Source organism: Enterococcus sp. DIV0236 (assembly GCF_050558525.1).
GTDB lineage: Bacteria > Bacillota > Bacilli > Lactobacillales > Enterococcaceae > Enterococcus > Enterococcus faecalis.
Window position 1 is genome coordinate 676,748 of record NZ_CP187891.1, and the last position, 22,743, is coordinate 699,490.

A 22,743-nucleotide genomic window follows, 5' to 3' on the forward strand; every position below is an offset into this window, starting at 1 on the left:
CATGAATAAGCTGAAATGAGCGTGGGACAAAAATCACTTTGGATTTTTGCTCCACGCTCAAAAACTGATAAACGGCGGGAACAAAAGCAACTCCTTCGGAAATAAGCCGGAATTCTCCAAAAATTACAGAACAATTTTCGGAAATTCCTTCTTATTTCTCGGAGTTAAACGCTTCTGTCCCGACCTCATTAGAACTGTAACAGTGCCAACAACAAAATGGCTAGGACGACTTGAACAGTTCCTACTGATAAACCATAGATTAAGAAACGTTTGCCTTCTTGGAAAAACTTTTTAAAATCGAGTCGTAACCCGATTGCTGCCAAGGCAGTAATTTCAAACCAAGAACTAAAGAAATGAGCAGTCTCACTGATCACGACGGGGAAATGAATCAAACTATTAAAGACACAGGCAATGAAAAAGCCAACTACATACCAAGGTAGGGCGCTGCTTTTTTTGGTGACTTCTACCAACTCAGCCTCTGATTCTGCCGTCTTACTTTGCTTGAAACGTCCAAATAAATAGACAACTGCTACGAGTAGGACAATCCGCATAATTTTAAAGAGCATCGCAAGTTGAACTGCGTTCTCATTGACCATATTGGCACTGGCGACAACCTGACCAACTGATTGTAAAGTCCCTCCGATTAGTGCGCTACGAGCCAACAAATTGGTACCATAGAGAATCCCACTTAAAATGGGTAAGGTCAACATTAAAACGGTTCCTAATAAGTTTACTAAAGTAATAATTTGGCCTTTTTCTTCCTCGTCTGCTTGAATTGCTGGAGCAATCGAAGCAATAGCAGAAGACCCACAAACGGCATTACCACCAGCCATCAATAAAGACATATTATCAGAAAAAGCCAGTTTTTTACCGATCAAATAGGCAAAAATAATGGTCAGCGACATTTGAATGAGAATAAATGCGACACCTTGTAAGCCAATTTGGGCAATCGTTTGAAAGGTCACGGTGGTTCCCAATAAAACAACAGAAAATTCTAGTAATTTACTTTCGGCTACTTTGGTTCCGCGATTTAAATTGGCACCGCGAACAAAGGTATTTCCCAAAAAGATTCCTAGTAAAATAGCTATCGTTGCGGCGCCTAAGCTAGGTAACCAGATGGCAAGGAACTTGCTAAGGCAGGCGACAAGGAAAGCTGTTAGCAAGCCGGGAAGAATTTGGAATAAAGATTGGATATAATCATTTTCTGAATTTTTCATTGAAAAAATCTCTCTTTCTTGTTCATTACTTCCAGTATAACGAAATTTTTTACATTTGAGAAATAAATAGTTAAAATAATATTTATAATAGAAAGTTATCGAAAGGATGCCTATGTTTAAATTATTAAAGACTTTTCAAATTGTGTATGAGCAAATGAACTTTTCCAAAGCAGCTACCTGCCTATATATCTCACAACCAGCCGTTTCTAATCAAATCAAACAATTAGAAGAAGAATTAGGCTGTTCATTGTTTTTAAGAAATGGTCGACAAGATGTAGTCCCTACTAGGCAAGCGGAAGTCTTGTATAATCGTTTGCTAAATTTAGCTGATGATTGGCAAGAAACATTAACAGCTCTTCATCAGGCGAGATTACCTAAAGAAACTTGCCGAATTGCTGCGTCTAATACTTTTGCAGTTTATTATTTGCCGCAACTGATGCAGCATTTACAGACACAGTATGCAACAATCAATTTTGTTTTAGAAATGAACAATTCAGAAGAAGTAGTGGAAAAAGTTGAAAAACATCAAGTTGATTTTGGCTTTATCGAAAAAACATTAATTACGAAAGGCGCCTCTCGTGAAGAAATTATTCAGGATCAATTGGTTTTAGCTGGGGACCCTGCCAATCAGAATTGGTTGGTGCGTGAAAAGGATTCTGGGGTCTTTCATTATACCCAACAGTATTTAGAAGAAAGTAATCAAAGCCCAACACTCATGACGGTTAAAAATAATGAAATGATTGTTAAAATGTTGGAATTGGGCATGGGGCAATCGTTGCTTTCAAGAAAAGCGATTACTGAAAAAATTCCTTTCCAAACGTTAGGTGAAAAGTACTGGCGTTCCTTTTATTTTTTGACACGGGGACATTTAAAATCCTCCTTGCTTCAAGAAGTAAAACAAGCAATTTATCGATTCTATCAGACGGAAATGAATAAATACTAAAACGTTCTCTTTGTTTATTTATCAATCTTTGACTACACTAAAGAAAACGAAGGAGGGAACCACAATGCCTAAATTTTCACCTTGTTTATGGTTTGACACACGAGCGGAAGAAGCTGCTAACTTCTATACAACAATCTTTGAAAAAGGTGCGATTCTAAGTAAAACGAACTACGTTAATGAGGAGCATCAACCTCAAGGAACATCATTAATGACCATTGAATTTACCTTGGCGAACCAAACAATCATTGGTTTAAATGGCGGACCAGAATTTTCCTTTACGCCAGCTAGTTCATTTTTTGTTGAATGTAAAACATTATCACAAACAGAAACGTTGTGGAAAAATTTAACAACAGATGGACAGATATTGATGCCTTTTGGGGAATATCCTTTTAGTCCTTTATATGGTTGGTTAGTGGACAAATTTGGTGTCTCTTGGCAAGTGTCTTTTTCAGGAAAAGAACAAACAATTGTACCAACCTTTATGTTTGCTAATGAAAAATATGGCGAAGCAGCCAAAGCTCTATCAGAATGGTTGGCGATTTTCGGTCCAGGCGAAATAATTGAACAAGTTGAATATGAAGATGGGAACATTGCGCAAGCACTTTTCACATTACAGGAGCAACCGTTTCGAGTAATGGATGCACGAGATAAACATGATTTTGATTTTACCATGGCCTTCTCCATTTATATTGATTGTGAAAATCAGGAGGAAATAGATCGGCTATGGCAACAAGTGACTGCTAAAGGGAAAGAATGGCCGTGTGGCTGGATGGAAGATCAATTTGGGGTCAGTTGGCAAACAGGCAATCCTGAACTGAAACGTTATTTATCTGACTCAAATCCAGCTAGAGCAAATGAAGTGACCAAAAAATTGTACCAAATGAAAAAAATAGATTTAAACCAGTTAAAAGAAGTGTATGACAAATATAATCATTAGAAAAACTGAGGTTGTCTGATCGACTACACTTCGTTACGTTGGTATCAATTCCAATACATGGAACATACTAGAGTTGAAGGGCTTGTCTTTTAAGGATCAAGACCTTCAACTCTTAAAAAAGGCTCGATTCTTGCGAGTTCCAAAGAGGCTACTTCTATTTTGTTGTTTATCTTAAGGGTTAGGACTCTGCCGATTTTTTTATAAGATTATGCTATAATTAAGAGTAGCAATTATTGAAGGAAAAATGAAAAGTCCAAAATAGGAAGTGGTAAAATGATTGAGTTAATTGTGTTGTTAACAGTTTTTACTTATGGAACAAACTTTGTTTTATATCTTATTTTGAAAAATAAAAAGTCCATGCCAATTGTCGAAAAAGCTTCTATTGTATTAGGAATTAATATGTCTGTGTTATTATTAGATGGTATTTTTGCTTTCGTTGGTAAATTCATCATGTTATCAGAATGGGAATTATTAGCGCCTATTTTTGAAATAGTGTAAAAATCATCATAAAGTCCTATATCCAAAAAGAATGAAGTTTGTTAGGATAAGAAAGATGAAAATTTAGAAATAAAAGAGGTGGGATTGCATGGCTAAAATCATGATTGTCGAAGATGAAACAACCATTCGAGAATTAATTAGCGAGGAATTACAAAAATGGCAATTTGAAACGATTGGAACAACCGATTTTAATGATGTATTGGATGATTTTCAAGAGGAGAATCCTCAATTAGTCTTGATGGATATTAATTTACCTGTGTACGACGGGTACTATTGGTGTCAAAAAATTCGTGAAGTTTCTAAAGTACCAATTATTTTTATTTCGAGTCGTAGTACCAATATGGATATGATTATGGCGATGAACATGGGCGCGGATGATTTTGTCACAAAACCGTTCCAGATAGATGTTTTAATTGCTAAAATCAATGCTTTGTTGCGCCGCTCTTATAACTATTCCGATACGGATAGTGAAGTGCTTTCACATAATGGCATTACTTTAAATGTGGACAATGGACGAATGGAAATCAGAGGTGAAATGATCGATTTAAGTAAAAATGAATACCGATTACTGTATCTTTTAATGAAAAAGCACGGAAAAATTTTAACACGTGAAAAACTATTGCGCGCTTTATGGGACGATGAACGTTTTGTGGATGACAATACGTTGACGGTAAATATCAATCGTTTACGAAAAAAAATTGAGCAAGCAGGGATTGCTGGCTATATTGAAACCAAAGTGGGCGTCGGTTATATGGTGCCCTAGATAGGAGTAGACAATGACCATTCTAAAGTATTTAAAAGATCGCTGGTTATTACTAATTGGTTGGTTATTTTTTCTGTTCTTAACTTGTTTTATTTTATGGTTGGCTCCTAATGTCCGCTTAGATTGGACAGTGGTTGGCTATATCTTTTTACTGCAAAGTGTTTTTTTATCGCTATTTTTAACAATTGATTATTATTTAAAACGTAAGTGGTGGCTTTCGTTGGCAACGGAAAAAGAGCCGCCTTCTTTACAAGAATATTTGAATACAGCAGAAAAAGAAGAAGAACTACTTGTCCAAACGTATATTAACGGTTTATTGCAAGAGCACCAACAAACCATGCAGCAAGCAATTAACAACCAACAGGACCAAAAAGATTACATTGACTCTTGGGTTCATGAAATCAAAGTCCCCCTAGCGGCTATCACGTTACTGGTACAATCTGTCGAAGATGATATTCCAGAGAAAAAATATTATCTATTGGAAAATGAGTTAGGTAAAATTGATGAATATGTCGAGCAAGTCCTATATTATGCTAGACTGGACAGCTTTTCTCGAGATTATTTACTTCAAGAATATTCTTTAAAAGAAATTGTGCAATCTGTTGTTCGTACGCAAGCAAATTATTTTATCCAAAAAAGATTGCAATTCTCAATTGAAGGGGAAGATGAAGCGGTTTTAACCGACCGAAAATGGGTCATTTTTATTTTCCGCCAATTATTAAGTAATGCAGTCAAGTATACGCCAGAAGGCGGCACGATTACGGTCCTAATTTCCAAAAATAAACAAGGTATTTATTTATCTTTAAAAGATTCTGGGATTGGCATTCCGACACAAGATCAACGACGCATTTTCGATAAAGGATTTACTGGTGAAAACGGGCGAAAAAGCGAACAGCATTCGACTGGTCTTGGCCTGTATTTGGCCCATAGCTTAGCGAAAAAGTTAGGTCATGATTTAACAGTCGAATCGACAGAAGGGCAAGGTACGACGATGACATTGTTTTTCCCTTCCCTCAGTTATTATAATGAAGTAAAATAAAAAGTAGGTCTATCAGCAAATTAAAGAGGTGATAGGCCTTTTTTTATTTATTAAAACTTTCTTGCTAACTTCTCTTACTCTTCTTAGTTGTTTAGAAAACGTTTTTATTGTTAGAATGAAATGAAATAAATTTGTTAGGAGAATATTATGAGTTTACTTATCGCTTTAGTGCCCATGATTGCGTGGGGCAGTATTGGTTTAGTCAGCGGTAAAATTGGTGGAAGCGCCAATCAACAAACGTTAGGTATGACAATCGGCGCATTACTATTTTCAATTGTTGTCTTTTTTGTCATCCAGCCTACGTTGACGACAGCCACATTAATTGTTGGATTTATATCTGGTTTATTCTGGAGTTTGGGACAGAATCAACAATTTCATAGCATGAAATATATGGGCGTTTCAGTTGGCTTACCAATTTCAACTGGGATGCAGTTAGTTGTTAATACCGTTGCAGGGGCTGTTTTTTTCCATGAATGGACAAAAACAAAAGACTTTGTTGTGGGCTTTATCGCTTTGGCCTTTTTAGTTTTTGGGGTGTATTTAACAGCTCGACAAGATGATGATAGTCAACCGAAAACCTCAAACAGTATGTTAGATTTTAATAAAGGGATTCGGGCGTTGATTTTCTCAACAGTTGGGTATGGCGTCTATACCATCATTATTAATGCCACTGGTTTAGATCCGTGGGGAATTATTTTGCCACAAAGTATTGGTATGTTAGTGGGGGCTAGTTTATTTGCCTTCAAAAAAGTCAAAGTTGATCGTTTTGTTTGGATGAATATGACGACGGGTCTGCTTTGGGGCTTAGGAAATATTTGTATGTTATTAACCATGCGTGAAATTGGCTTAGCTATTAGCTTCTCTTTATCACAAATGGGGATTATTATTTCGACTCTTGGGGGCATCTTCCTTTTAGGGGAAAGAAAATCAAAAAAAGAAATGTTTTATGTTATTTTTGGTTGCATTTTTGTTATTCTAGGTGGTATTCTTTTAGGGTATATGAAAGCGTAAATAGTTTATTTACGCTTATTTTTTTTACGGGGGTAAACACATGTCTATTTTCAGAAAAAAAGAAATCACTGTGCCTGTCAATGACAGTGGTGGGATGAAAAAAAATCTTAAGACGATGGACTTAATTTTTCTAGGAATTGGGGCTGTAGTAGGAACAGGGATTTTTGTTGTGACAGGTGTCGCAGCGGAACGCTATGCAGGTCCAGGGCTCGTCTTATCATTTCTGGTAGCAGCAGCCGCGATTATTTTATCTGGTTTATGCTATGCAGAATTTGCATCACGTATTCCGGTCATTGGTGGGCCGTATGCCTACATGTATGTGGTCTTTGGAGAAATTGTGGCTTGGATGACTGGTTGGATGATTATTTGTGAGTTTTTCTTGGCGGTTTCATCCGTTGCTTCAGGCTGGTCAGGCTATGTCCATGGCTTTTTGGATAGCTTAGGTTTTTCTTTGCCGCAAGCGTTAAGTGGCGCTTATAATCCAACAAATGGTACATATATTGATTTGATTGCCATGTTGGTCGTTGTAGCCGTAACTTTTTGGGTATCTTTAGAAGCGAAAACAGCGTTACGTTTAAATAACTTAATGGTTTTCGTGAAGTTTGGGATTATTTTATTATTTGTTCTCGTGGGAATCTTTTATGTGAAACCAACGAACTGGCAACCATTTATTCCTTATGGTTTTTCAGGCGTTTTCAGTGGTGCTGCTTTAGTTTTCTTTGCCTTTCTAGGGTTTGATGCGGTCAGCATGGCCGCGGAGGAAGTGAAGAATCCGAAAAAAGATATTCCAAAAGGGATTATTGGTTCCATTATTATTTCAACATTGTTATATATTGTTGTTACGTTAGTTTTAACTGGGATTGTTCCATTTACGGATTTAGGGGTCAAGGATCCGGTGGCTTTTGCGATGCGCTTCATTAATCATGGCGCAATCGCGACAATCATTTCAGTTGGTGCTATTTTAACCTTATTAACAGTGACGATTGCGATGATGTACAGTTTAGCCCGTGTGATTTATGCGATTAGTAAAGATGGATTATTGCCGCAGTTTATGAGCAAAATCGATGAGAAGCGGCACACACCTAAGAATGCAACCTATGTAGCTGGATTTTTAGCAATGGTTTTTGCTGGGATTGTTCCAATGGAGATGTTGGCTGAACTTACAAATATCGTGACACTCTTTTATCTGATGTTTCTCGCTTTAGGAATTATCAAATTACGGACAATGAAAGGAGAACCGCAAGCAGGTGAATTTAAAGTACCACTTGTGCCGGTTCTACCATTAATTTCAATCGTGGTTTGCGCGGCTTTGATGTTCCAATTGTCTTTAGCTACTTGGCAAGTATTTGGCATAGCCGTAGTGATTGGTTTGGCTATTTATTTCTTTTATGGACGACACCATAGTATCGTTCGTTTCGAGACAAAAGAATAAAAATGAACGAAAAAAGAGAGGAATACTTGTCAAATAGACAGGTGTTTCTCTCTTTTCTTTCTGGCATTTTCTTCATTTTCAAGAGAAAACCGACAAGAAATATAGTTTAATAATGTCTAATTATGGTATACTGTTTAGGAGTAAATCCTGAGGGTTTAGGAAAATGACTAAAGGAGGTTTTTTCTGTATGTCACAGAAAGAAACATTTTATATTACCACCCCAATTTATTACCCAAGTGGGAAGTTACATATTGGGAATTCATATACAACAATCGCCTGCGATGCAATGGCCCGTTACAAGCGTTTAATGGGTTTTGATGTATTTTATTTAACAGGTGTGGATGAACATGGCCAAAAAATTGAAAAAAAAGCTGCTGAGTTGAATGTGACACCAAAAGAGTACGTTGATAAAATGGCAGCAGATGTTCAAAAATTATGGAAAACATTAGATATCAGCTATGATAAATTTATTCGGACAACGGATGATTATCACATGGCAGCCGTGCAACAAATTTTTGATCGTTTAGTAGAACAAGGAGATATCTACCTTGGAGAATATGAAGGTTGGTATTCAGTTTCTGATGAAGAATTTTTCACTGAAACACAATTAGCTGAAGTATATCGTGACGATGAAGGCAATGTCATTGGTGGGAAAGCACCAAGTGGTCACGAAGTCGAATTAGTTAAAGAAGAATCCTATTTCTTCCGCATGAGTAAATATGCGGATCGCTTGGTACAATATTACGAAGAACATCCAGAATTTATTCAACCAGAATCTCGTAAAAATGAGATGCTAAATAACTTCATCAAACCAGGATTGGAAGATTTAGCCGTTTCAAGAACGACTTTCTCTTGGGGAATTCCATTAAAAAATGATCCAAAACATGTGGTTTACGTATGGATTGATGCGTTATCAAACTATATTACAGCACTAGGTTATGGCTCAGAAGATGATTCATTATTCCAAAAATATTGGCCTGCGAACGTGCAAATGGTTGGGAAAGAAATCGTGCGTTTCCATACGATTTATTGGCCAATTATGTTAATGGCCTTGGATTTACCATTACCGAAAAAAGTCTTTGGACATGGTTGGTTATTGATGAAAGACGGAAAAATGTCTAAATCTAAAGGAAATGTTGTTTACCCTGAAATGTTAGTAGAACGCTACGGTCTAGATGCGTTACGTTACTATTTATTACGAGCAATTCCATTTGGTAGTGATGGCGTCTTTACACCAGAAGATTTCGTTTCTCGCTTAAATTATGATTTAGCTAATGACTTAGGAAACTTGTTGAATCGAACAATTGCGATGATTAATAAATATTGTGATGGCAAAGTACCAGCCTATGCTTCAAAAGTTACCCCATTTGATAGTGAACTATCGACAACTGCGGCGAATGTTATTGGAAAATATCATGAAGCAATGGAAAAAATGGAATTTAATACGGCCATTGCAGAAATCTGGACGCTAGTTTCTCGTGCAAATAAATATATTGATGAAACAGCGCCTTGGGTATTGGCTAAAGAAGAAGAGAAACGCAACGAATTAGAAAGTGTCATGATCCATTTAGCGGAAAGCTTACGAATTGTGGCAATCTTATTGCAACCAGTCATGACAGAAACACCAGGGAAAATTTTCGAACAATTAGGCTTAGATCCAGAAACAATGAACATGGAAAATATTCATTTTGGTGAGTTTCCAACAGATGTAACAGTAACAAGTAAAGGAACACCTATTTTCCCACGTTTAGAAATTGAAACAGAAGTGACGTATATTCAAAAGAAAATGTCCCAAAGCGAAAGTGCTACAGAAGAGGATATTAAATGGAATCCAGAAGAAACAACGTTGGTTTCAACGAAAGAAAAGCAAATTAAGTACGATGATTTCGATAAAGTGGAATTAAAAGTTGCCGAAGTTATTGACTGTAAAAAAGTCAAAGGAGCAGATAAATTATTGCAATTCCGTTTAGATGCTGGAGATGAAAACCATCGTCAAATTCTTTCAGGTATTGCTGAATTTTATCCAGATCCAGCTGCGCTAATTGGCAAAAAAGTAGTCATTGTGGCTAACTTAAAACCAAGAAAAATGCGTGGTCAAATTAGCCAAGGAATGATTCTTTCAGCTGAATCACCAGAAGGGAAACTTCAAATTGTTGAAGCACCAAAAGAAATGCCAAATGGTGCAGGAATCGCATAAAAGCATAAGTAGTAAAGATAAAAGGTGAATTGTAACCTTTTATCTTTACTACTTTTTTTGTATACTAGAAGAAAAGTGATTTGATGTGGGGGAAGTTTGATGGCTTATCATAAATTTAAATTTTATGAGCAACGAAAAAATGATCCTAAATGGCGTCCGTATTATTTAGAAGCTATGAGAGTAAGGGAACAAGCACGGCTAACAGTTCAACGTAGAAAAAGAAGGGCAAGAATTAGAACCTTTTTAGTGGTTGCGATACTGGTTATTTTAGTTTTTCTGTTATTGGCTCATTGGACATATTCACAAACAAATGAACTCTCTTTCTCCAGTTTTATCGACGTCCTAAAATCGAAAATCAACGAATTTTTAAATTAAAAGAATCGAAGAAAAGCCTAGAAAAAATCATTTGCGATTTTTCCTAGGCTTTTCTATGTTAGAGTTTCACTTTTTTAGGTATTCGTTTTTTACCAAAACGGCCTTTCGTTAGGCGACTTGGTAAAATGATCAGTAAGAGTGAAAAAGGGACACTAATAATTTGCCACGTGAGTAAACGGCCTAAGCTATTATTTTTATAGAGCCACTCTAATATAAAATGCAGCCCTAAAATACTTAACAAAGCCAAGCCTGTCAGGAAATAAGGCGTTGATACCCAGTCGGTCGTTTTCAAGAGACTAAAACCTAAAGGAATTAGATAAAAGTAAGCACTTGTTAAAGTAATACGCCAACTTTTCATAACAGTGCCTAAATTAATTATAAAAAAAAGTAAAGATAGGACTAAAGCAAAAGGTGGAAACAAAGCCACTAACGCCGAATAGATGGTTCCCCAGACGAGCATTAAGGGACCTTTAACAATAGCGGCAATAAGTGTAAACAAGCCAATTAGGAGTAACTGCTGTGTCAGTGAGCCAAAGGTTAGCAAGCCAAATAAAATAAGCAGTAGCCAGTGCCAAATGGTTTGGTTTTGTTGTTTTCGCTCAATAGTTACATTTTTTTGGATAGAGGTTTTTAAAAAATTTTCTAAATCAGGTGATTGTTTCACCTTCTCACGCTCCTCTCAACTTAAGAGACAACAAACGAGTAGGTCTGCTAATTAAAAAGCAGTACCTACTCGTCTATTATAAGTGGTTTTTCTAAAAATAAAATCCGCCTTAAGTCTCAGTTACCGGGCTGCCAAGTAAGGTGTAAACCATTCAGAAAGTGTGCCGGTATAAGGTAAAACGACCCGTTTCATTCCACGAGAAATAGCAGTATACAGGATTTTTTTATCTCGTTTATTGTCGGAATAACGATTAACATTTGGGTTATGAAGAATTACATTATCAAATTCTAGACCTTTTGCCATATCAATTGATAAAACTTGCAGTGACGGATGTTCTTCCAATGAAAGAGAAGCACTAAGTTCTTTTGTTAATTGTTCTTTTTCTGCAAATGTTTTAGTAATAATGGCGGTGCTTTCTTTCGGATCAAAAGTTGCAATGGAAGTGACGATTGCTTTAAGATAGTCAGACGCAGAGTCACAAGGAATAAATGTCGGCTTTTCTCCATCATGCCGGATGGGCACAATGGTTAATTGCTCTGGTTGAGTACCTAATGTTTGGAAGAGTCGTGTAATTTCTTTACTTGAACGGTAACTGTTTAATAATTGATACGTTCCAACAGAACGGCTGGTTTCGTTAACCAATAAATCATGGGCTTCAGAAAATTCAATGGCTGTATTAAAAATGGCTTGATTTTCATCACCAGCTAAAGTAAAACTAGCTTTAGGGAAAAGTGTCAGCAGTAATAATAATTGGGCTTCTGTATAATCTTGGACTTCATCGACTAGGATAAAAGCCATTTGCTGGTTGGCGAGGTTTTCAATAAATGCATGTTTCACCAAAATAAGGGCCACAATTTCATCGGCTGTGAAAACAGCTGTCTCTTTTTGATACGATTTTTCAGTGAATAAAGAATAAAACGTTTCAAAAAAGGCCCATTGATCTAGCCAAGCATCATTTTTGATAGCGGCAGTGACAGAGCGATATTTTTTCTTCAAACGTTTTAAAGCAAAATCAGCCAGATGTTTTTCATTATCTTCGGTAATCACTGTGCCAAAATAACGAACTTGTTCAGCTTCTGTTAAATCTTGGAATTGATCCAACATTTTTTTAGAATGGGCTTGTTTTAATAAGTACCGTGTCCAAAGACTGGTTAACTTTTCTTTTGTGGCTGAAATTCGTTGGCGAATACTCAAGTCAGCTGGTGTTTCTTGATAAAGTTTAAAAATTGTTTCTGAAGTAAATAAGGTCTGCTTTTTAAAAGTTAAAGGACGGAAAAAATGTGGCTGCACAACCGCTTTTTCAGGATTGCTTAAAAGAAACGTTGCAAATTCTTTTGAACGAATAACGTGCTCTTGCTCCGTTGCCTCAGAGCGAGTAATGCGTTCGAAATAGTCCGTTTCTTCTTCCATTGGCCATGCTTCTTTGGTAGTGAAGCGCAAAAATTGTAAAAGAGTCAAATTCAAGGGATTTCGTTCGCCTAAATTCGGTAAAACTTGAGAAATATAATCAATAAATGTTGAATTTGGTGAAAGTAATAAAATATTATCCGCTGTAATTTCTACTCGATGTTGATAAAGTAAATAAGCAATCCGTTGCATAATCGCAGACGTTTTCCCACTACCGGCAATCCCGTTGACTAGTAGGAGTGGCTGCGTTTCGTCACGAATTATTTGATTTTGTTCTTGTTGGATGGTTGTCGTAATGTCCTTCATATAAGGAGAAGCATCTTCTTCTAAAGAATGCAATAACACATCATCTTGAATCGCAATGGTTGTGTCAAAATAGTTGATTAATTGATCTTTTTCAATAATTAACTGTCTTTTCAAATCAAGTTGTACAGGAATGGTTTGTTGATGTGCCGTGTAGGCTGTTTTCCCTAAAACATTGTCATAAAATAACGAAGCAATCGGTGAGCGCCAATCGTGAATGCGCGTTTCTTCTTCTAAAGAAGTAAAATCGTTTACGCCAATATAAAAGTTTTCTGGCTCTTCAGGGCTGTCTTCAAAAGTCACGCCAATTTTGCCAAAATAAGGAACTTGTAATAGGCGTTTCACTTTGTCTAAATTTTTAGCTGTTGCTTCATTTTTTAAGTTCCATTGATCAATTTCACGGTTCTTCATTTCCAACATGGCAAACGTTTCTAGATTATCGGCATAACTATCAAAATTCAGCTTAGAATCGCGACCAAATTCTTCTAGCATATGTTTGCCATCTTTCATTGTGTTCGCCAATTGCTCTTCGTAAACTTTTTTAGCCGCTTGCAGCTCATGATAAACCGTTGTTAAATGCTGTTGTTCATAAATTTTTTCATCGGTCATGGAGATTCCTCCTTTTAATAACATGACTGAATAGTATACGTTACTTTTAGCATAAATGCAAGCGCTGTTTATGAGGAAATGGCGAATCTTGTCGCCTAGTCATTCAGATTTTTCAAGAAATATGATAAAGTAGAGAGGAGATAAAGGAGGCAATCATAATGATTTTTGATACACATACACATTTGAATGCAGAACAATTTAATGATGATATTCCAGAAACGATTGCACATGCCCAAAAATTGGGTGTTACAGAGATGGCCGTGGTCGGTTTTGATGAACCAACGATTGAAAAATCTCTTTTACTTAGTCAGGAATATGCCAATATTTATAGTATCATTGGTTGGCATCCAACAGAAGCGGGTAGCTATACGCCAGAGGTTGAACGACGATTACAAGAACAATTAACGTTGCCAAAAATTGTCGCATTAGGTGAAATCGGTCTTGATTATTACTGGATGGAGGATCCTAAAGAGGTGCAAGAAAAAGTCTTTCGCCGTCAAATTGCGATTGCTCGGGAAATGAATTTACCGTTTAGTGTGCATACGAGAGAGGCATTAGAAGATACCTATCGAATTTTAAAAGATGAAAAAATTTCAGATATTGGTGGAATCATGCATAGTTTCAGTGGTGATGCCGAGTGGATGAAGAAATTTTTAGATTTAGGTTTGCATATTTCTTTTAGTGGCGTCGTAACGTTTAAAAAGGCGTTGGATGTTCAAGAAGCGGCGATGGCGGTACCACTTGAACGAATGTTGGTGGAAACAGATGCACCCTATTTAGCCCCTGTTCCTTATCGTGGTAAACGGAATGAACCAGGCTATACACGATACGTAGTGGAAAAAATTGCTGAATTACGACAACTAACCTTTGAAGAAGTGGCAGAACAAACGAGAGTCAACGCTCATCGCTTGTTTCGGATAGATAAATGAAGGAAAAAATGAAAGTTGCAGAAATCATTGTCGTTGAAGGAAAAGACGACACACGCCGCATTCAAGAGGTAGTTGAAGCGGATACGATTGAAACGATTGGTTCTGCTATCAATGATGAAATTTTGACACAAATTGAACACGCACAAGAAACGAGAGGCGTAATTATTTTTACAGATCCAGACTATTCGGGCGAAAAAATTCGTAAAACAATAATGGAAGTTGTCCCTGATGCAAAGCATGCTTTTTTATCAAGAAAAGTCGCAGTGCCTAAAAAAAATGGTGGTAGCCTAGGGGTTGAACATGCTAGTGATGAAGCAATTATTGAAGCCTTAAAAAAAGTCGTAACACCTGTTCAAGCTGATGAAGACTATCAAGAAATTCCTAGACAAACACTGGTTGAATATGGTTTAATAGCGGGAGCAAATGCAAAAAAATACCGTGAATTATTAGGAGATGACCTAAGAATTGGCTATACAAATAGCAAACAGTTAGTCAAACGGTTAAGCATGTTTCGGATTACAGAAGCAGAATTGAAAGAAAGCATGACACGTATTTTAAAAGAACTTGCAAACGAAGAATAACTACATGGAGGAACAAGCGTGACGGACTATAAAGAAATTGCCACACCATCCAGAACCAAAGAAATACTAAAAAAACATGGATTTTCATTTAAAAAGAGTTTAGGTCAAAATTTTTTGACAGAGCCTAATATTTTAAGAAAAATTGTAGAAACAGCGGGAATCAATCAGCAGACAAATGTTGTCGAAGTCGGGCCTGGAATTGGTGCATTAACAGAGCAATTAGCGATGAACGCGGCACAAGTTGTAGCTTTTGAGATTGATGATCGCTTGATTCCTGTCTTAGCAGATACCTTAAGTCGCTATGATAATGTGACAGTGGTGCATCAAGATGTTTTAAAAGCTGATTTGGTCGAGACAACCAACCAAGTTTTTCAAGAGAAGTATCCGATTAAAGTGGTAGCTAACCTACCTTACTATATTACTACGCCAATTATGATGCATTTTTTAGAATCTTCTTTAGATGTAGCCGAAATGGTTGTGATGATGCAAAAAGAGGTCGCTGATCGAATTGCTGCTAAACCAGGAACGAAAGCTTATGGCTCATTATCAATTGCTGTCCAATATTTTATGGAAGCAAGTGTCGCCTTTATTGTGCCAAAAACAGTTTTTGTGCCGCAGCCCAATGTTGACTCGGCGATTATTAAATTGACGCGCCGTGCTACACCAGCAGTGACAGTGACCAATGAAAAAGAATTTTTTAAATTAACCAAAGCCAGTTTCCAATTAAGACGTAAAACATTGTGGAATAACTTAACGCATTTTTATGGGAAAGATGAACAAACGGTGGCTTGGCTAAAAGAGAGTCTAGCTGAAGCAGAAATTGATCCTTCTAGACGTGGTGAAACATTGTCTTTAGAAGAATTCGCTCGTTTAAGTAATGCTTTAGAAAAAAATAAACCAGTATAAAAAAGAACTTTCTGTTATTTATGAGAAATAACAGAAAGTTCTTTTATGTGTCTTGACACATTGCGGCCGTTCAGCTACACTTGAGAAAAACAAAAGGTGTCATGACACCTTTAGGAGGCAGTTTTAATGAAAACAAACTCAGTAAAACGTTTAACAATTTCAGCACTTTTAATTGCAATGGGGATTATCATTCCAATGGTTATGCCAAGAATTACCATTGGTCCAGCCAGTTTTACATTAGCAAGTCACGTCCCAGTTTTTATTGCCATGTTTATTTCTCCAGTGGTGGCAATTGCGGTTAGTCTAGGAACAGGTTTTGGTTTTTTCTTATCCGCAACACCGATTATTGCTTTGCGGGCCTTATCTCATTTGATTTTTGCAGTCATTGGCGCAGTGATTTTACAAAAGCATCCAGAAATTTTAATCAATAAAGAGGGGAAATTCACTTTATTAAATGGGAAATTACAGTTGTTTAACGTGGGAATTGGAGTGATTCATTCTGCTGCCGAGCTAGTGGTTGTTTCTGTATTTTACACAATGGGCAACTTGCCAGGAACCTATTATACAGCCGGCTTCATGTATTCTATTTTTCTTTTGATGGGCGTTGGTGGATTAATTCATAGTTTGGTGGATTTCAGTATTGCCTACTTTTTAGCAAGTACCTTAAGTAAACATGTAGATATTCCAACTTTTACAGAAGCGAAACAACCCAAAGCGATAAAGAAGAAGGTTAAATTAGCATAAAGAGAAACAATCGAGGCATCCGTCATTGTGACGGATGCCTCGAGATTTTTTATTTAATGACTTCTTCTGTTTGAGGGTCGAAGAAATGTCCTTTGTTAATATCAAAAGCTAAGTCAATCATTTCACCAGGATGGTGGAAGTCACGAGCATCTACTTTTGAGATAAACTCTGTATCACCAATTTTTGTATAAAGCATGGATTCAGCCCCTAATAATTCAGAAACAACGACTTCAGATTTAATCACCGCATCTTTCATTGCCGTTAAAGCCACTTGTTCGCTATGAATATCTTCTGGACGAATACCGAAAATTAATTCTTTGCCTTCATAACCATGTTCAACAAGCTCTTTGTTTCTTCCTTCAGGAATTGCTAGATTTAAGCCATGTTGGTTAGAAATAACCCCATTGTTTAAGGTAACTTTGAAGAAATTCATGGCAGGTGAGCCGATGAACCCAGCTACGAACATATTTTTTGGTGTATTGTAAACTTCTTTTGGTGAACCAATTTGTTGAATAAAGCCATCTTTCATAATTACGATTCGATCAGCCATGGTCATCGCTTCGGTTTGGTCATGTGTCACATAAATTGTCGTAGTTTCTAAACGTTGGTGTAGTTTAGCGATTTCAGCACGCATGGCTACACGTAATTTTGCATCCAAGTTTGATAAAGGTTCATCCATTAAAAAGACTTTGGCATCACGGACAATTGCCCGGCCAAGTGCAACACGTTGGCGTTGTCCACCAGAAAGCGCCGCAGGTTTACGCTGTAAGTACTCTGTTAAGCCCAGAATATCCGCAGCATTTTCCACCCGTTTTTTAATTTCAGCTTTATCATATTTTCTTAGTTTTAAACCAAAAGCCATGTTATCAAAAACAGTCATATGCGGATAAAGCGCATAGTTTTGGAAAACCATGGCAATATCACGATCTTTCGGTGCAACGTCATTCATGACTTTGTCCCCAATTGATAATTCACCTTCAGTAATATCTTCTAAGCCAGCAATCATTCGCAATGTTGTTGATTTACCGCAACCAGAAGGTCCGACAAAGACGATAAATTCACGGTCTGTAATTTCTAAGTTAAAATCTGTAACAGAATAATGTTCTGCATTGTCATATTTTTTATACACATTTCTAAGCGCCATTTCCACCATTTGATACGTCACTCTTTTCTTTTTGATTTGTTACTCACAGTTTAAATGAAAACGCTATCTTTCGGCAAGGGAGAGTTGCACAAGAAAAAGAAGACTTTTTCGTCAAGGTGACAAAGGACAAACACTCTCAGCGGATTTATCGCTAAACTTTTGTTATAATATAACAAAGACAGGAGTTGGATAACATGAAAATCGCTTTAATCGCTCATGATCGTAAAAAAACATTAATGATCAAACTAGCAACCGCTTATAAACATATTTTAGAAAAACATGAATTGTATGCAACGGGAACGACAGGCATGAAAGTGATGGAAGCAACTGGCTTACCCGTGCATTGCTTTAAATCGGGGCCATTAGGTGGGGATCAACAGATTGGCGCAATGATATCGGAAGACAACATTGATTTAGTTATTTTTTTAAGAGATCCTCTTTCCGCGCAACCGCATGAACCAGACGTGACGGCTTTGATTCGTCTAAGTGATGTCTATGAAATTCCTTTAGCGACCAATATCGGCAGTGCTGAAATTCTTTTGAGAGGTGTCGAGGCGGGGTTTGCGGACTTCCGTGAGGTTATCCATGAAGGGGATCGTCGACCGTTAGCTTTTTAGAGAACCTTAATGGTTATTTTGACTATTTTGTGGTATATTTTATGAGGACTTTTGTCCAAATAAAATAACAGAGTAGGAGACAAAGCGTTAAGTGCTAAAAGGATGGGATGTTGCCTTTTGGACGAAGAACATAAACAGTGTGTTGCTAGAAAGCAAAGGTTCTTACTTTGCTTATCATCAGAACAACACGTTCAGCTTTTTAATGTTCGCGGTTTTGTTTTCGCATTCGCTGCATGGTTCGTCATGTAGCAGCTCTTAGAGGAGATGCTAAAAATGACAAAGAAAAAATTTGGCACAAAATCCATTGCGTTAATGGGCGTACTCATTGCGGTGGTCGTTGTCTTTTCACGCTTTTTTGCGTATGAAACAACGTTTTTAAAAATCAGTTTCACGTTTATTCCAGAATCATTGATTGGGATGATTTTCGGACCTTTTTGGGCTGGAATCGGCACGGCGGTGGCTGATGTGGTAGGAATGCTGCTTTTTCCAAAGGCAGGCTATTTTCCTGGGTTTACTTTAAATGCCTTTTTGGCTGGTGCTATTTATGGTTATTTCTATTATAAGAAAGAAATGACATGGCAACGAGTGATTTTGGCGACATTGTTGGTCACCGTTTTAATTAATATCATTTTAACTCCTTTGTGGTTAAGTTTAATGTATGGCGTCAATCTAGCAAATTTTGCTTGGTGGGTACCACGCTTAATTAAAACAGTTATTTTCTTTCCTATTCAAGTAATTGCCACTTATTATTTAGGCAATAAAATTCCCTTTAAACGTTTATTTGGGAAGCCATTATCTGAATTAGATCAATAAATTTAAAATTAAAAGAGTCACTTTTCATCATCCCAGAAAAGTGACTCTTTTTTATTGTGCTTTTTGATTAAACTGCGCTTCGTAAAGGTCACGATAATAACCCTGTTCTTTTTGCAATAATTCGTCATGGGTGCCAATTTCAACCACTTGACCATTGTCCATAACTAGAATTTTTTCAGCACTTTTGATTGTTGCTAAGCGATGGGCAATAACAAAACTGGTCCGGCCAGTCATCATTTGTAAAAAAGCATCCTGAATTTTTTGCTCAGTCAATGTATCAACTGAACTGGTCGCTTCATCTAAAATAAGCATCGGCGGATTACTAATCATCGTGCGTGCAATAGTCATTAATTGTCGTTGTCCTTCAGAAATTTTAACGCCTTGGGAACCAATCTCGGTATCTAGTCCTTGAGGTAAACGCATGACGAAATCAAAAATATGGGCTTTTTTCATGGCTTCTATAATTTCTTCGTCAGAGGCTTCAGGATTCCCGTATGTTAAATTTTCCCGAATGGAACTATCGAATAGCCAAGTATCTTGGAGAACCATACCAAAACTTTTTCGTAAGCTGTCCCGAGTAATTTGAGTAATGTCGTGAGTATCAACCGTAATTTGGCCACGGTCGACCTCGTAAAAGCGCATTAACAAATTCACTAATGTTGATTTACCCGCACCAGTTCGCCCAACAATGGCAATTGTTTCTCCTGGTTCAGCAATTAAATTAAAGTTTTCGATTAAAGGTCGCGTCGGCGTGTAAGAAAAATCAACGTCTTTAAATTCAACACGGCCTCGCGCTTCTTTCAAAATAATTGCGTTCGGGGCATCAGGACGTTCAACTGGTTGATCCATCATATCAAAGGTACGTTCCAATCCAGCTAAGGCTGCTTGGATTTGGTTGGTGATTCCTGAGAGTTCAATAAAAGGTTTAGAAAATTGACTAGAGTAAATGGTGAAACTGGAAATAACACCAACTGTGACTAAAGGATTGCCACTTAAAACTAACAAGCCACCGACTAATCCAATCGATAAATAAGATAAATGGTCGATAAATCGAGAAAGTGGGTTGGTTAAGGAGGAAGAAAACTGAGCCTTCTGTCCTTTTTCATACAACGTTTGATTCAATGCTTCAAATGTTTCTTGCGTAGCTTGTTCTTGTTGAAAGGCTTTAACAATTTTTTGGTTGCCAACCATTTCTGAAACGAAGCCGGAAATTTCACCAACAATCGTTTGTTGTGCAGCAAAGTTTTTTTGTGAAGCTTTTGCAACAAGCCAGTTTACAATAAAAATAATCGGCGTACTGATAAGAACCACTAATGTGAGCAGGGGACTTAGCCGAATCATAAAGAGCAAAGCAACAACGACGGTGGCCATGCCGGAAAATAATTGGTTGAAGACAGCCGAGCAAGCCATTGAAATATTGTCAATATCGTTGGTAAAGCGACTGACGATATTTCCGTGTGACGTTTGGTCATAATAACTTAACGGTAATTGATTTAAATGGGCAAAGGCATCTTTTCTCAGCTGTGTGGTCGATAAATAAGACACGCGATTACCGAGACGTTGAATCAGCCATTGACTTAGAACGGTTACGAGTAAAATTCCTGCTAATAAACCTAAAATTTTGATGAGTTGCGCAGCATTGACTTGTCCTTTACCAACCATTGTATCAACGGATTTACCTATATAATAAGTCATGAGGACAGTCGAAAAACCACTGAGAATTCCTAGGATTAAGGCGCCAATAATTTCTTTTGGATAGCGTAGTAAATACGGCTTAAAACGTGAGAAGGCACCAAAATGAATTTTTTTAGTTTGCATGGGTATCCTCCTCCTGTGACGCAACGATTTCTTGATACTCTTTAGAAGAAGTAAGTAATTCTTCGTGGGTGCCAAGGCCAGCGACTTTTCCACTATCTAGGACTAAAATTTGATTCGCCGTAGCAATCGAACTCACGCGTTGTGAAATTAAAATAACGGTTGTCTCTGCTCGTTCTTTTTGTAAAGCACGGCGCAGATTCAAATCTGTTTGATAGTCGAGGGCACTCAAGGAATCATCTAAAATAAGTAAATGCGGTTTCCTAATCAAGGCACGGGCAATGGTCAACCGTTGTCTTTGTCCACCAGAAAAGTTTTTTCCGCCTTCGTTAACAGGCGTGTCTAACCCTTGGTCTAATTGTTCAACAAATTCTTTACATTGGGCGATAGCTAATGCTTCCCAACAGTCTTCATCAGTTGCATTTGGTTTGCCCCATTGTAAGTTTTCTCGAATAGTCCCTGTAAATAAGACGGCAGTTTGTGGGACACTTGCCACTTGTTGGCGTAAAGTAAAGAGCGGCCAATCGCGCACATTTATACCATTAATAAAAAGGTTTCCTGCACTCACATCATAAAATCTGGGAATGAGTTGGGTTAAGGTACTTTTTCCGCTGCCGGTAGGTCCTGTGATGCCGAGAATTGAGCCTTTAGGAATCGTAAAATTGATATTTTCCAAAGCCAAACCGGCCTCTGGTTCATAGCGAAAATCTACATGGTCAAAGGTAATATCACCAAATTGTGGAGATGTTTTTGCTGATTCTGGTGTATCTGTTAACTGGCTTTCTACAGTTAAAACCTCATTGACACGGTTTGCGGAAGCGGCGGCTCGCGTAAAAATTACCACGAGATTAGAAGCAACAATTAAAGCGAGCATCATTTGATTCATATAATTGATCAATGCTAAAACTTCCCCTTGTTGCAAGGAACCGAAAGAAACTTTTAAGCCACTAAAATAAAGTAAAAATAAAATTCCAACATTCATAATCAAAGTGGTTAAAGGCGTTAATAAAGCAGAGACATTCGATACGCGAATGTAAATATCGCCTAAATCATCTGAAGCTTTATCAACATGTCGTTGCTCTGTTTCCTTTCTAGCAAACGCACGGATCACACGGACACCGCTTAAATTTTGACTAATTTGACGGTTTAACCGATCCAAATATTCTTGGACTTTTTGATATAAAGGCACAGTCACTTTAATGATAATAAAGAGAATAAGGCTAAAAATTGGTAAAAGTAATAGGAAAAGAAAGCCCATCTGCACATCAATGTAAAAAGCCATGACCACAGAACCAATACTTAAAAAAGGTGTCCGAATGACCAACCGAATAAACATCGCTAAAGCCAATTGAAGCTGGTTGATATCGTTTGTGATCCGGGTGATGAGGGTATCTGTACCAAAACTATTCAATTCTTTGTGTGAAAGCTGATTAATTTTCTTCATTAATTGATTTCTTAGCTCCGTCCCAAAACCTTGCGAAGCGACTGAAGCATAATATTGACAAATCATGACAAAAAATAAACCAACTAACGACATAACAAGCATCCAGAGGGCCATTTCTATGACAGTCTGTCGGTCGTTTTGACGAATACCGACATCGACTAAGTGAGCCATGAATAAGGGCAAGACTAACTCGAAACAAGCTTCTAAAAATTTGAAGACTGGACCGAGGATAATTTGTTTTCGATAATTTTTTGCGTATTTCAATAAACCAAACATAAGATTCCTCCCTTTGCTGCTCTCATTGTAGCCTAATCTTTCAATGAAAGAAAGTTGTTCGCTACATTTTCTCAACTTC

General features: G+C 37.3%; 21 protein-coding genes and 1 riboswitch. Of the genes, 15 read left to right on the forward strand and 6 right to left on the reverse strand.

Annotated elements, in window-relative coordinates; translation table 11 throughout:
* Positions 1-188: 188 nt before the first annotated feature.
* Complete coding sequence (locus IGK27_RS03265; RefSeq protein ID WP_002355805.1) at positions 189-1,217, reverse strand: YeiH family protein; 1,029 nt, start codon at positions 1,215-1,217, stop codon at positions 189-191.
* Positions 1,218-1,329: 112 nt separating this feature from the next.
* Between IGK27_RS03265 and IGK27_RS03270 the strand changes: the two genes are divergently transcribed.
* The 9 genes from IGK27_RS03270 (at position 1,330) to IGK27_RS03310 (ending at position 10,412) form a co-directional block, all read left to right on the forward strand.
* Positions 1,330-2,160: a LysR family transcriptional regulator gene (locus IGK27_RS03270; protein ID WP_033626378.1), complete on the forward strand. Its 831-nt coding sequence runs from the start codon at positions 1,330-1,332 to the stop codon at positions 2,158-2,160.
* 64 nt (positions 2,161-2,224) lie between these two features.
* Positions 2,225-3,097, forward strand: a complete 873-nt coding sequence (locus tag IGK27_RS03275) for a VOC family protein (RefSeq protein WP_033626372.1) — start codon at positions 2,225-2,227, stop codon at positions 3,095-3,097.
* Positions 3,098-3,370: 273 nt separating this feature from the next.
* Positions 3,371-3,595: a hypothetical protein gene (locus IGK27_RS03280; protein ID WP_002355808.1), complete on the forward strand. Its 225-nt coding sequence runs from the start codon at positions 3,371-3,373 to the stop codon at positions 3,593-3,595.
* Positions 3,596-3,683: 88 nt separating this feature from the next.
* On the forward strand, positions 3,684-4,358 hold the full coding sequence (gene sapR / locus IGK27_RS03285; RefSeq protein ID WP_002358841.1) for a two-component system response regulator SapR: 675 nt from the start codon (positions 3,684-3,686) through the stop codon (positions 4,356-4,358).
* 13 nt (positions 4,359-4,371) lie between these two features.
* The gene (sapS, locus tag IGK27_RS03290; RefSeq protein ID WP_002361370.1) at positions 4,372-5,397 is read left to right on the forward strand and encodes a two-component system sensor histidine kinase SapS; all 1,026 of its coding nucleotides are present in this window, start codon (positions 4,372-4,374) and stop codon (positions 5,395-5,397) included.
* A 147-nt stretch (positions 5,398-5,544) separates the two neighbouring features.
* Positions 5,545-6,408, forward strand: coding sequence for a GRP family sugar transporter (locus IGK27_RS03295; protein ID WP_033626373.1), 864 nt, complete (start codon positions 5,545-5,547; stop codon positions 6,406-6,408).
* A 40-nt stretch (positions 6,409-6,448) separates the two neighbouring features.
* Complete coding sequence (locus IGK27_RS03300; RefSeq protein ID WP_002355812.1) at positions 6,449-7,840, forward strand: amino acid permease; 1,392 nt, start codon at positions 6,449-6,451, stop codon at positions 7,838-7,840.
* Positions 7,841-8,027: 187 nt separating this feature from the next.
* Positions 8,028-10,037 carry a methionine--tRNA ligase gene (gene metG / locus IGK27_RS03305; protein ID WP_002355813.1) on the forward strand — a complete coding sequence of 670 codons (2,010 nt, stop codon included), beginning with the start codon at positions 8,028-8,030 and terminating at the stop codon, positions 10,035-10,037.
* Positions 10,038-10,136: 99 nt separating this feature from the next.
* The gene (locus IGK27_RS03310; protein ID WP_002361374.1) at positions 10,137-10,412 is read left to right on the forward strand and encodes a hypothetical protein; all 276 of its coding nucleotides are present in this window, start codon (positions 10,137-10,139) and stop codon (positions 10,410-10,412) included.
* 58 nt (positions 10,413-10,470) lie between these two features.
* Here IGK27_RS03310 and IGK27_RS03315 read toward each other — a convergent pair whose 3' ends face one another.
* A complete protein-coding gene (locus IGK27_RS03315; protein ID WP_002383359.1) occupies positions 10,471-11,076 on the reverse strand; it encodes a hypothetical protein in 606 nt (201 codons plus the stop codon).
* Between the two features lie 120 nt (positions 11,077-11,196).
* On the reverse strand, positions 11,197-13,419 hold the full coding sequence (locus IGK27_RS03320) for a HelD family protein (RefSeq protein WP_174089856.1): 2,223 nt from the start codon (positions 13,417-13,419) through the stop codon (positions 11,197-11,199).
* Between the two features lie 134 nt (positions 13,420-13,553).
* Between IGK27_RS03320 and IGK27_RS03325 the strand changes: the two genes are divergently transcribed.
* The 4 genes from IGK27_RS03325 (at position 13,554) to IGK27_RS03340 (ending at position 16,555) form a co-directional block, all read left to right on the forward strand.
* On the forward strand, positions 13,554-14,324 hold the full coding sequence (locus tag IGK27_RS03325) for a TatD family hydrolase (RefSeq protein ID WP_002355817.1): 771 nt from the start codon (positions 13,554-13,556) through the stop codon (positions 14,322-14,324).
* A complete protein-coding gene (rnmV, locus tag IGK27_RS03330) occupies positions 14,321-14,905 on the forward strand; it encodes a ribonuclease M5 (protein WP_002355818.1) in 585 nt (194 codons plus the stop codon). Before IGK27_RS03325 ends, rnmV begins: the two co-directional genes overlap by 4 nt.
* A gap of 18 nt (positions 14,906-14,923) precedes the next feature.
* Positions 14,924-15,811 (forward strand): 16S rRNA (adenine(1518)-N(6)/adenine(1519)-N(6))-dimethyltransferase RsmA, encoded by an 888-nt coding sequence (gene rsmA, locus IGK27_RS03335; RefSeq protein WP_002358849.1) that lies wholly within the window; start codon positions 14,924-14,926, stop codon positions 15,809-15,811.
* Positions 15,812-15,937: 126 nt separating this feature from the next.
* Entirely contained in the window at positions 15,938-16,555 is a 618-nt protein-coding gene (locus tag IGK27_RS03340; RefSeq protein ID WP_010822620.1) for a hypothetical protein, read from the forward strand.
* A gap of 49 nt (positions 16,556-16,604) precedes the next feature.
* Here IGK27_RS03340 and IGK27_RS03345 read toward each other — a convergent pair whose 3' ends face one another.
* The gene (locus tag IGK27_RS03345; protein WP_033626375.1) at positions 16,605-17,708 is read right to left on the reverse strand and encodes an ABC transporter ATP-binding protein; all 1,104 of its coding nucleotides are present in this window, start codon (positions 17,706-17,708) and stop codon (positions 16,605-16,607) included.
* Positions 17,709-17,893: 185 nt separating this feature from the next.
* On the opposite strand from IGK27_RS03345, the gene mgsA reads away from it, so the two are divergent.
* Together mgsA and IGK27_RS03355 are read left to right on the forward strand one after the other, a co-directional pair.
* Complete coding sequence (gene mgsA, locus IGK27_RS03350; protein ID WP_002355823.1) at positions 17,894-18,316, forward strand: methylglyoxal synthase; 423 nt, start codon at positions 17,894-17,896, stop codon at positions 18,314-18,316.
* 66 nt (positions 18,317-18,382) lie between these two features.
* Positions 18,383-18,550, forward strand: a riboswitch (THF riboswitch).
* Between the two features lie 30 nt (positions 18,551-18,580).
* The gene (locus tag IGK27_RS03355) at positions 18,581-19,129 is read left to right on the forward strand and encodes a folate family ECF transporter S component (protein WP_002385065.1); all 549 of its coding nucleotides are present in this window, start codon (positions 18,581-18,583) and stop codon (positions 19,127-19,129) included.
* 51 nt (positions 19,130-19,180) lie between these two features.
* On the opposite strand, the gene IGK27_RS03360 is transcribed toward IGK27_RS03355, so the two are convergent.
* Together IGK27_RS03360 and IGK27_RS03365 are read right to left on the reverse strand one after the other, a co-directional pair.
* Complete coding sequence (locus tag IGK27_RS03360) at positions 19,181-20,947, reverse strand: ABC transporter ATP-binding protein (protein ID WP_010710751.1); 1,767 nt, start codon at positions 20,945-20,947, stop codon at positions 19,181-19,183.
* Positions 20,937-22,664: an ABC transporter ATP-binding protein gene (locus IGK27_RS03365; RefSeq protein ID WP_002363303.1), complete on the reverse strand. Its 1,728-nt coding sequence runs from the start codon at positions 22,662-22,664 to the stop codon at positions 20,937-20,939. The genes IGK27_RS03360 and IGK27_RS03365 overlap by 11 nt, the downstream gene beginning before the upstream one ends.
* Between the last annotated feature and the right edge of the window lie 79 nt (positions 22,665-22,743).

What these genes read in the sequence shown, in the direction of transcription:
- rnmV (WP_002355818.1), top strand. Translation starts at nt 14,321, where the DNA reads ATGAAGGAAAAAATGAAAGTTGCAGAAATCATTGTCGTTGAAGGAAAA.
- IGK27_RS03320 (WP_174089856.1), bottom strand. Translation starts at nt 13,419, where the DNA reads ATGTTATTAAAAGGAGGAATCTCCATGACCGATGAAAAAATTTATGAA.
- metG (WP_002355813.1), top strand. Translation starts at nt 8,028, where the DNA reads ATGTCACAGAAAGAAACATTTTATATTACCACCCCAATTTATTACCCA.
- IGK27_RS03325 (WP_002355817.1), top strand. Translation starts at nt 13,554, where the DNA reads ATGATTTTTGATACACATACACATTTGAATGCAGAACAATTTAATGAT.
- IGK27_RS03310 (WP_002361374.1), top strand. Translation starts at nt 10,137, where the DNA reads ATGGCTTATCATAAATTTAAATTTTATGAGCAACGAAAAAATGATCCT.
- IGK27_RS03295 (WP_033626373.1), top strand. Translation starts at nt 5,545, where the DNA reads ATGAGTTTACTTATCGCTTTAGTGCCCATGATTGCGTGGGGCAGTATT.
- IGK27_RS03365 (WP_002363303.1), bottom strand. Translation starts at nt 22,664, where the DNA reads ATGTTTGGTTTATTGAAATACGCAAAAAATTATCGAAAACAAATTATC.
- mgsA (WP_002355823.1), top strand. Translation starts at nt 17,894, where the DNA reads ATGAAAATCGCTTTAATCGCTCATGATCGTAAAAAAACATTAATGATC.
- sapS (WP_002361370.1), top strand. Translation starts at nt 4,372, where the DNA reads ATGACCATTCTAAAGTATTTAAAAGATCGCTGGTTATTACTAATTGGT.
- IGK27_RS03300 (WP_002355812.1), top strand. Translation starts at nt 6,449, where the DNA reads ATGTCTATTTTCAGAAAAAAAGAAATCACTGTGCCTGTCAATGACAGT.
- IGK27_RS03355 (WP_002385065.1), top strand. Translation starts at nt 18,581, where the DNA reads ATGCTAAAAATGACAAAGAAAAAATTTGGCACAAAATCCATTGCGTTA.
- IGK27_RS03270 (WP_033626378.1), top strand. Translation starts at nt 1,330, where the DNA reads ATGTTTAAATTATTAAAGACTTTTCAAATTGTGTATGAGCAAATGAAC.
- IGK27_RS03340 (WP_010822620.1), top strand. Translation starts at nt 15,938, where the DNA reads ATGAAAACAAACTCAGTAAAACGTTTAACAATTTCAGCACTTTTAATT.
- sapR (WP_002358841.1), top strand. Translation starts at nt 3,684, where the DNA reads ATGGCTAAAATCATGATTGTCGAAGATGAAACAACCATTCGAGAATTA.
- IGK27_RS03280 (WP_002355808.1), top strand. Translation starts at nt 3,371, where the DNA reads ATGATTGAGTTAATTGTGTTGTTAACAGTTTTTACTTATGGAACAAAC.
- IGK27_RS03275 (WP_033626372.1), top strand. Translation starts at nt 2,225, where the DNA reads ATGCCTAAATTTTCACCTTGTTTATGGTTTGACACACGAGCGGAAGAA.
- IGK27_RS03265 (WP_002355805.1), bottom strand. Translation starts at nt 1,217, where the DNA reads ATGAAAAATTCAGAAAATGATTATATCCAATCTTTATTCCAAATTCTT.
- IGK27_RS03360 (WP_010710751.1), bottom strand. Translation starts at nt 20,947, where the DNA reads ATGCAAACTAAAAAAATTCATTTTGGTGCCTTCTCACGTTTTAAGCCG.
- IGK27_RS03345 (WP_033626375.1), bottom strand. Translation starts at nt 17,708, where the DNA reads ATGGTGGAAATGGCGCTTAGAAATGTGTATAAAAAATATGACAATGCA.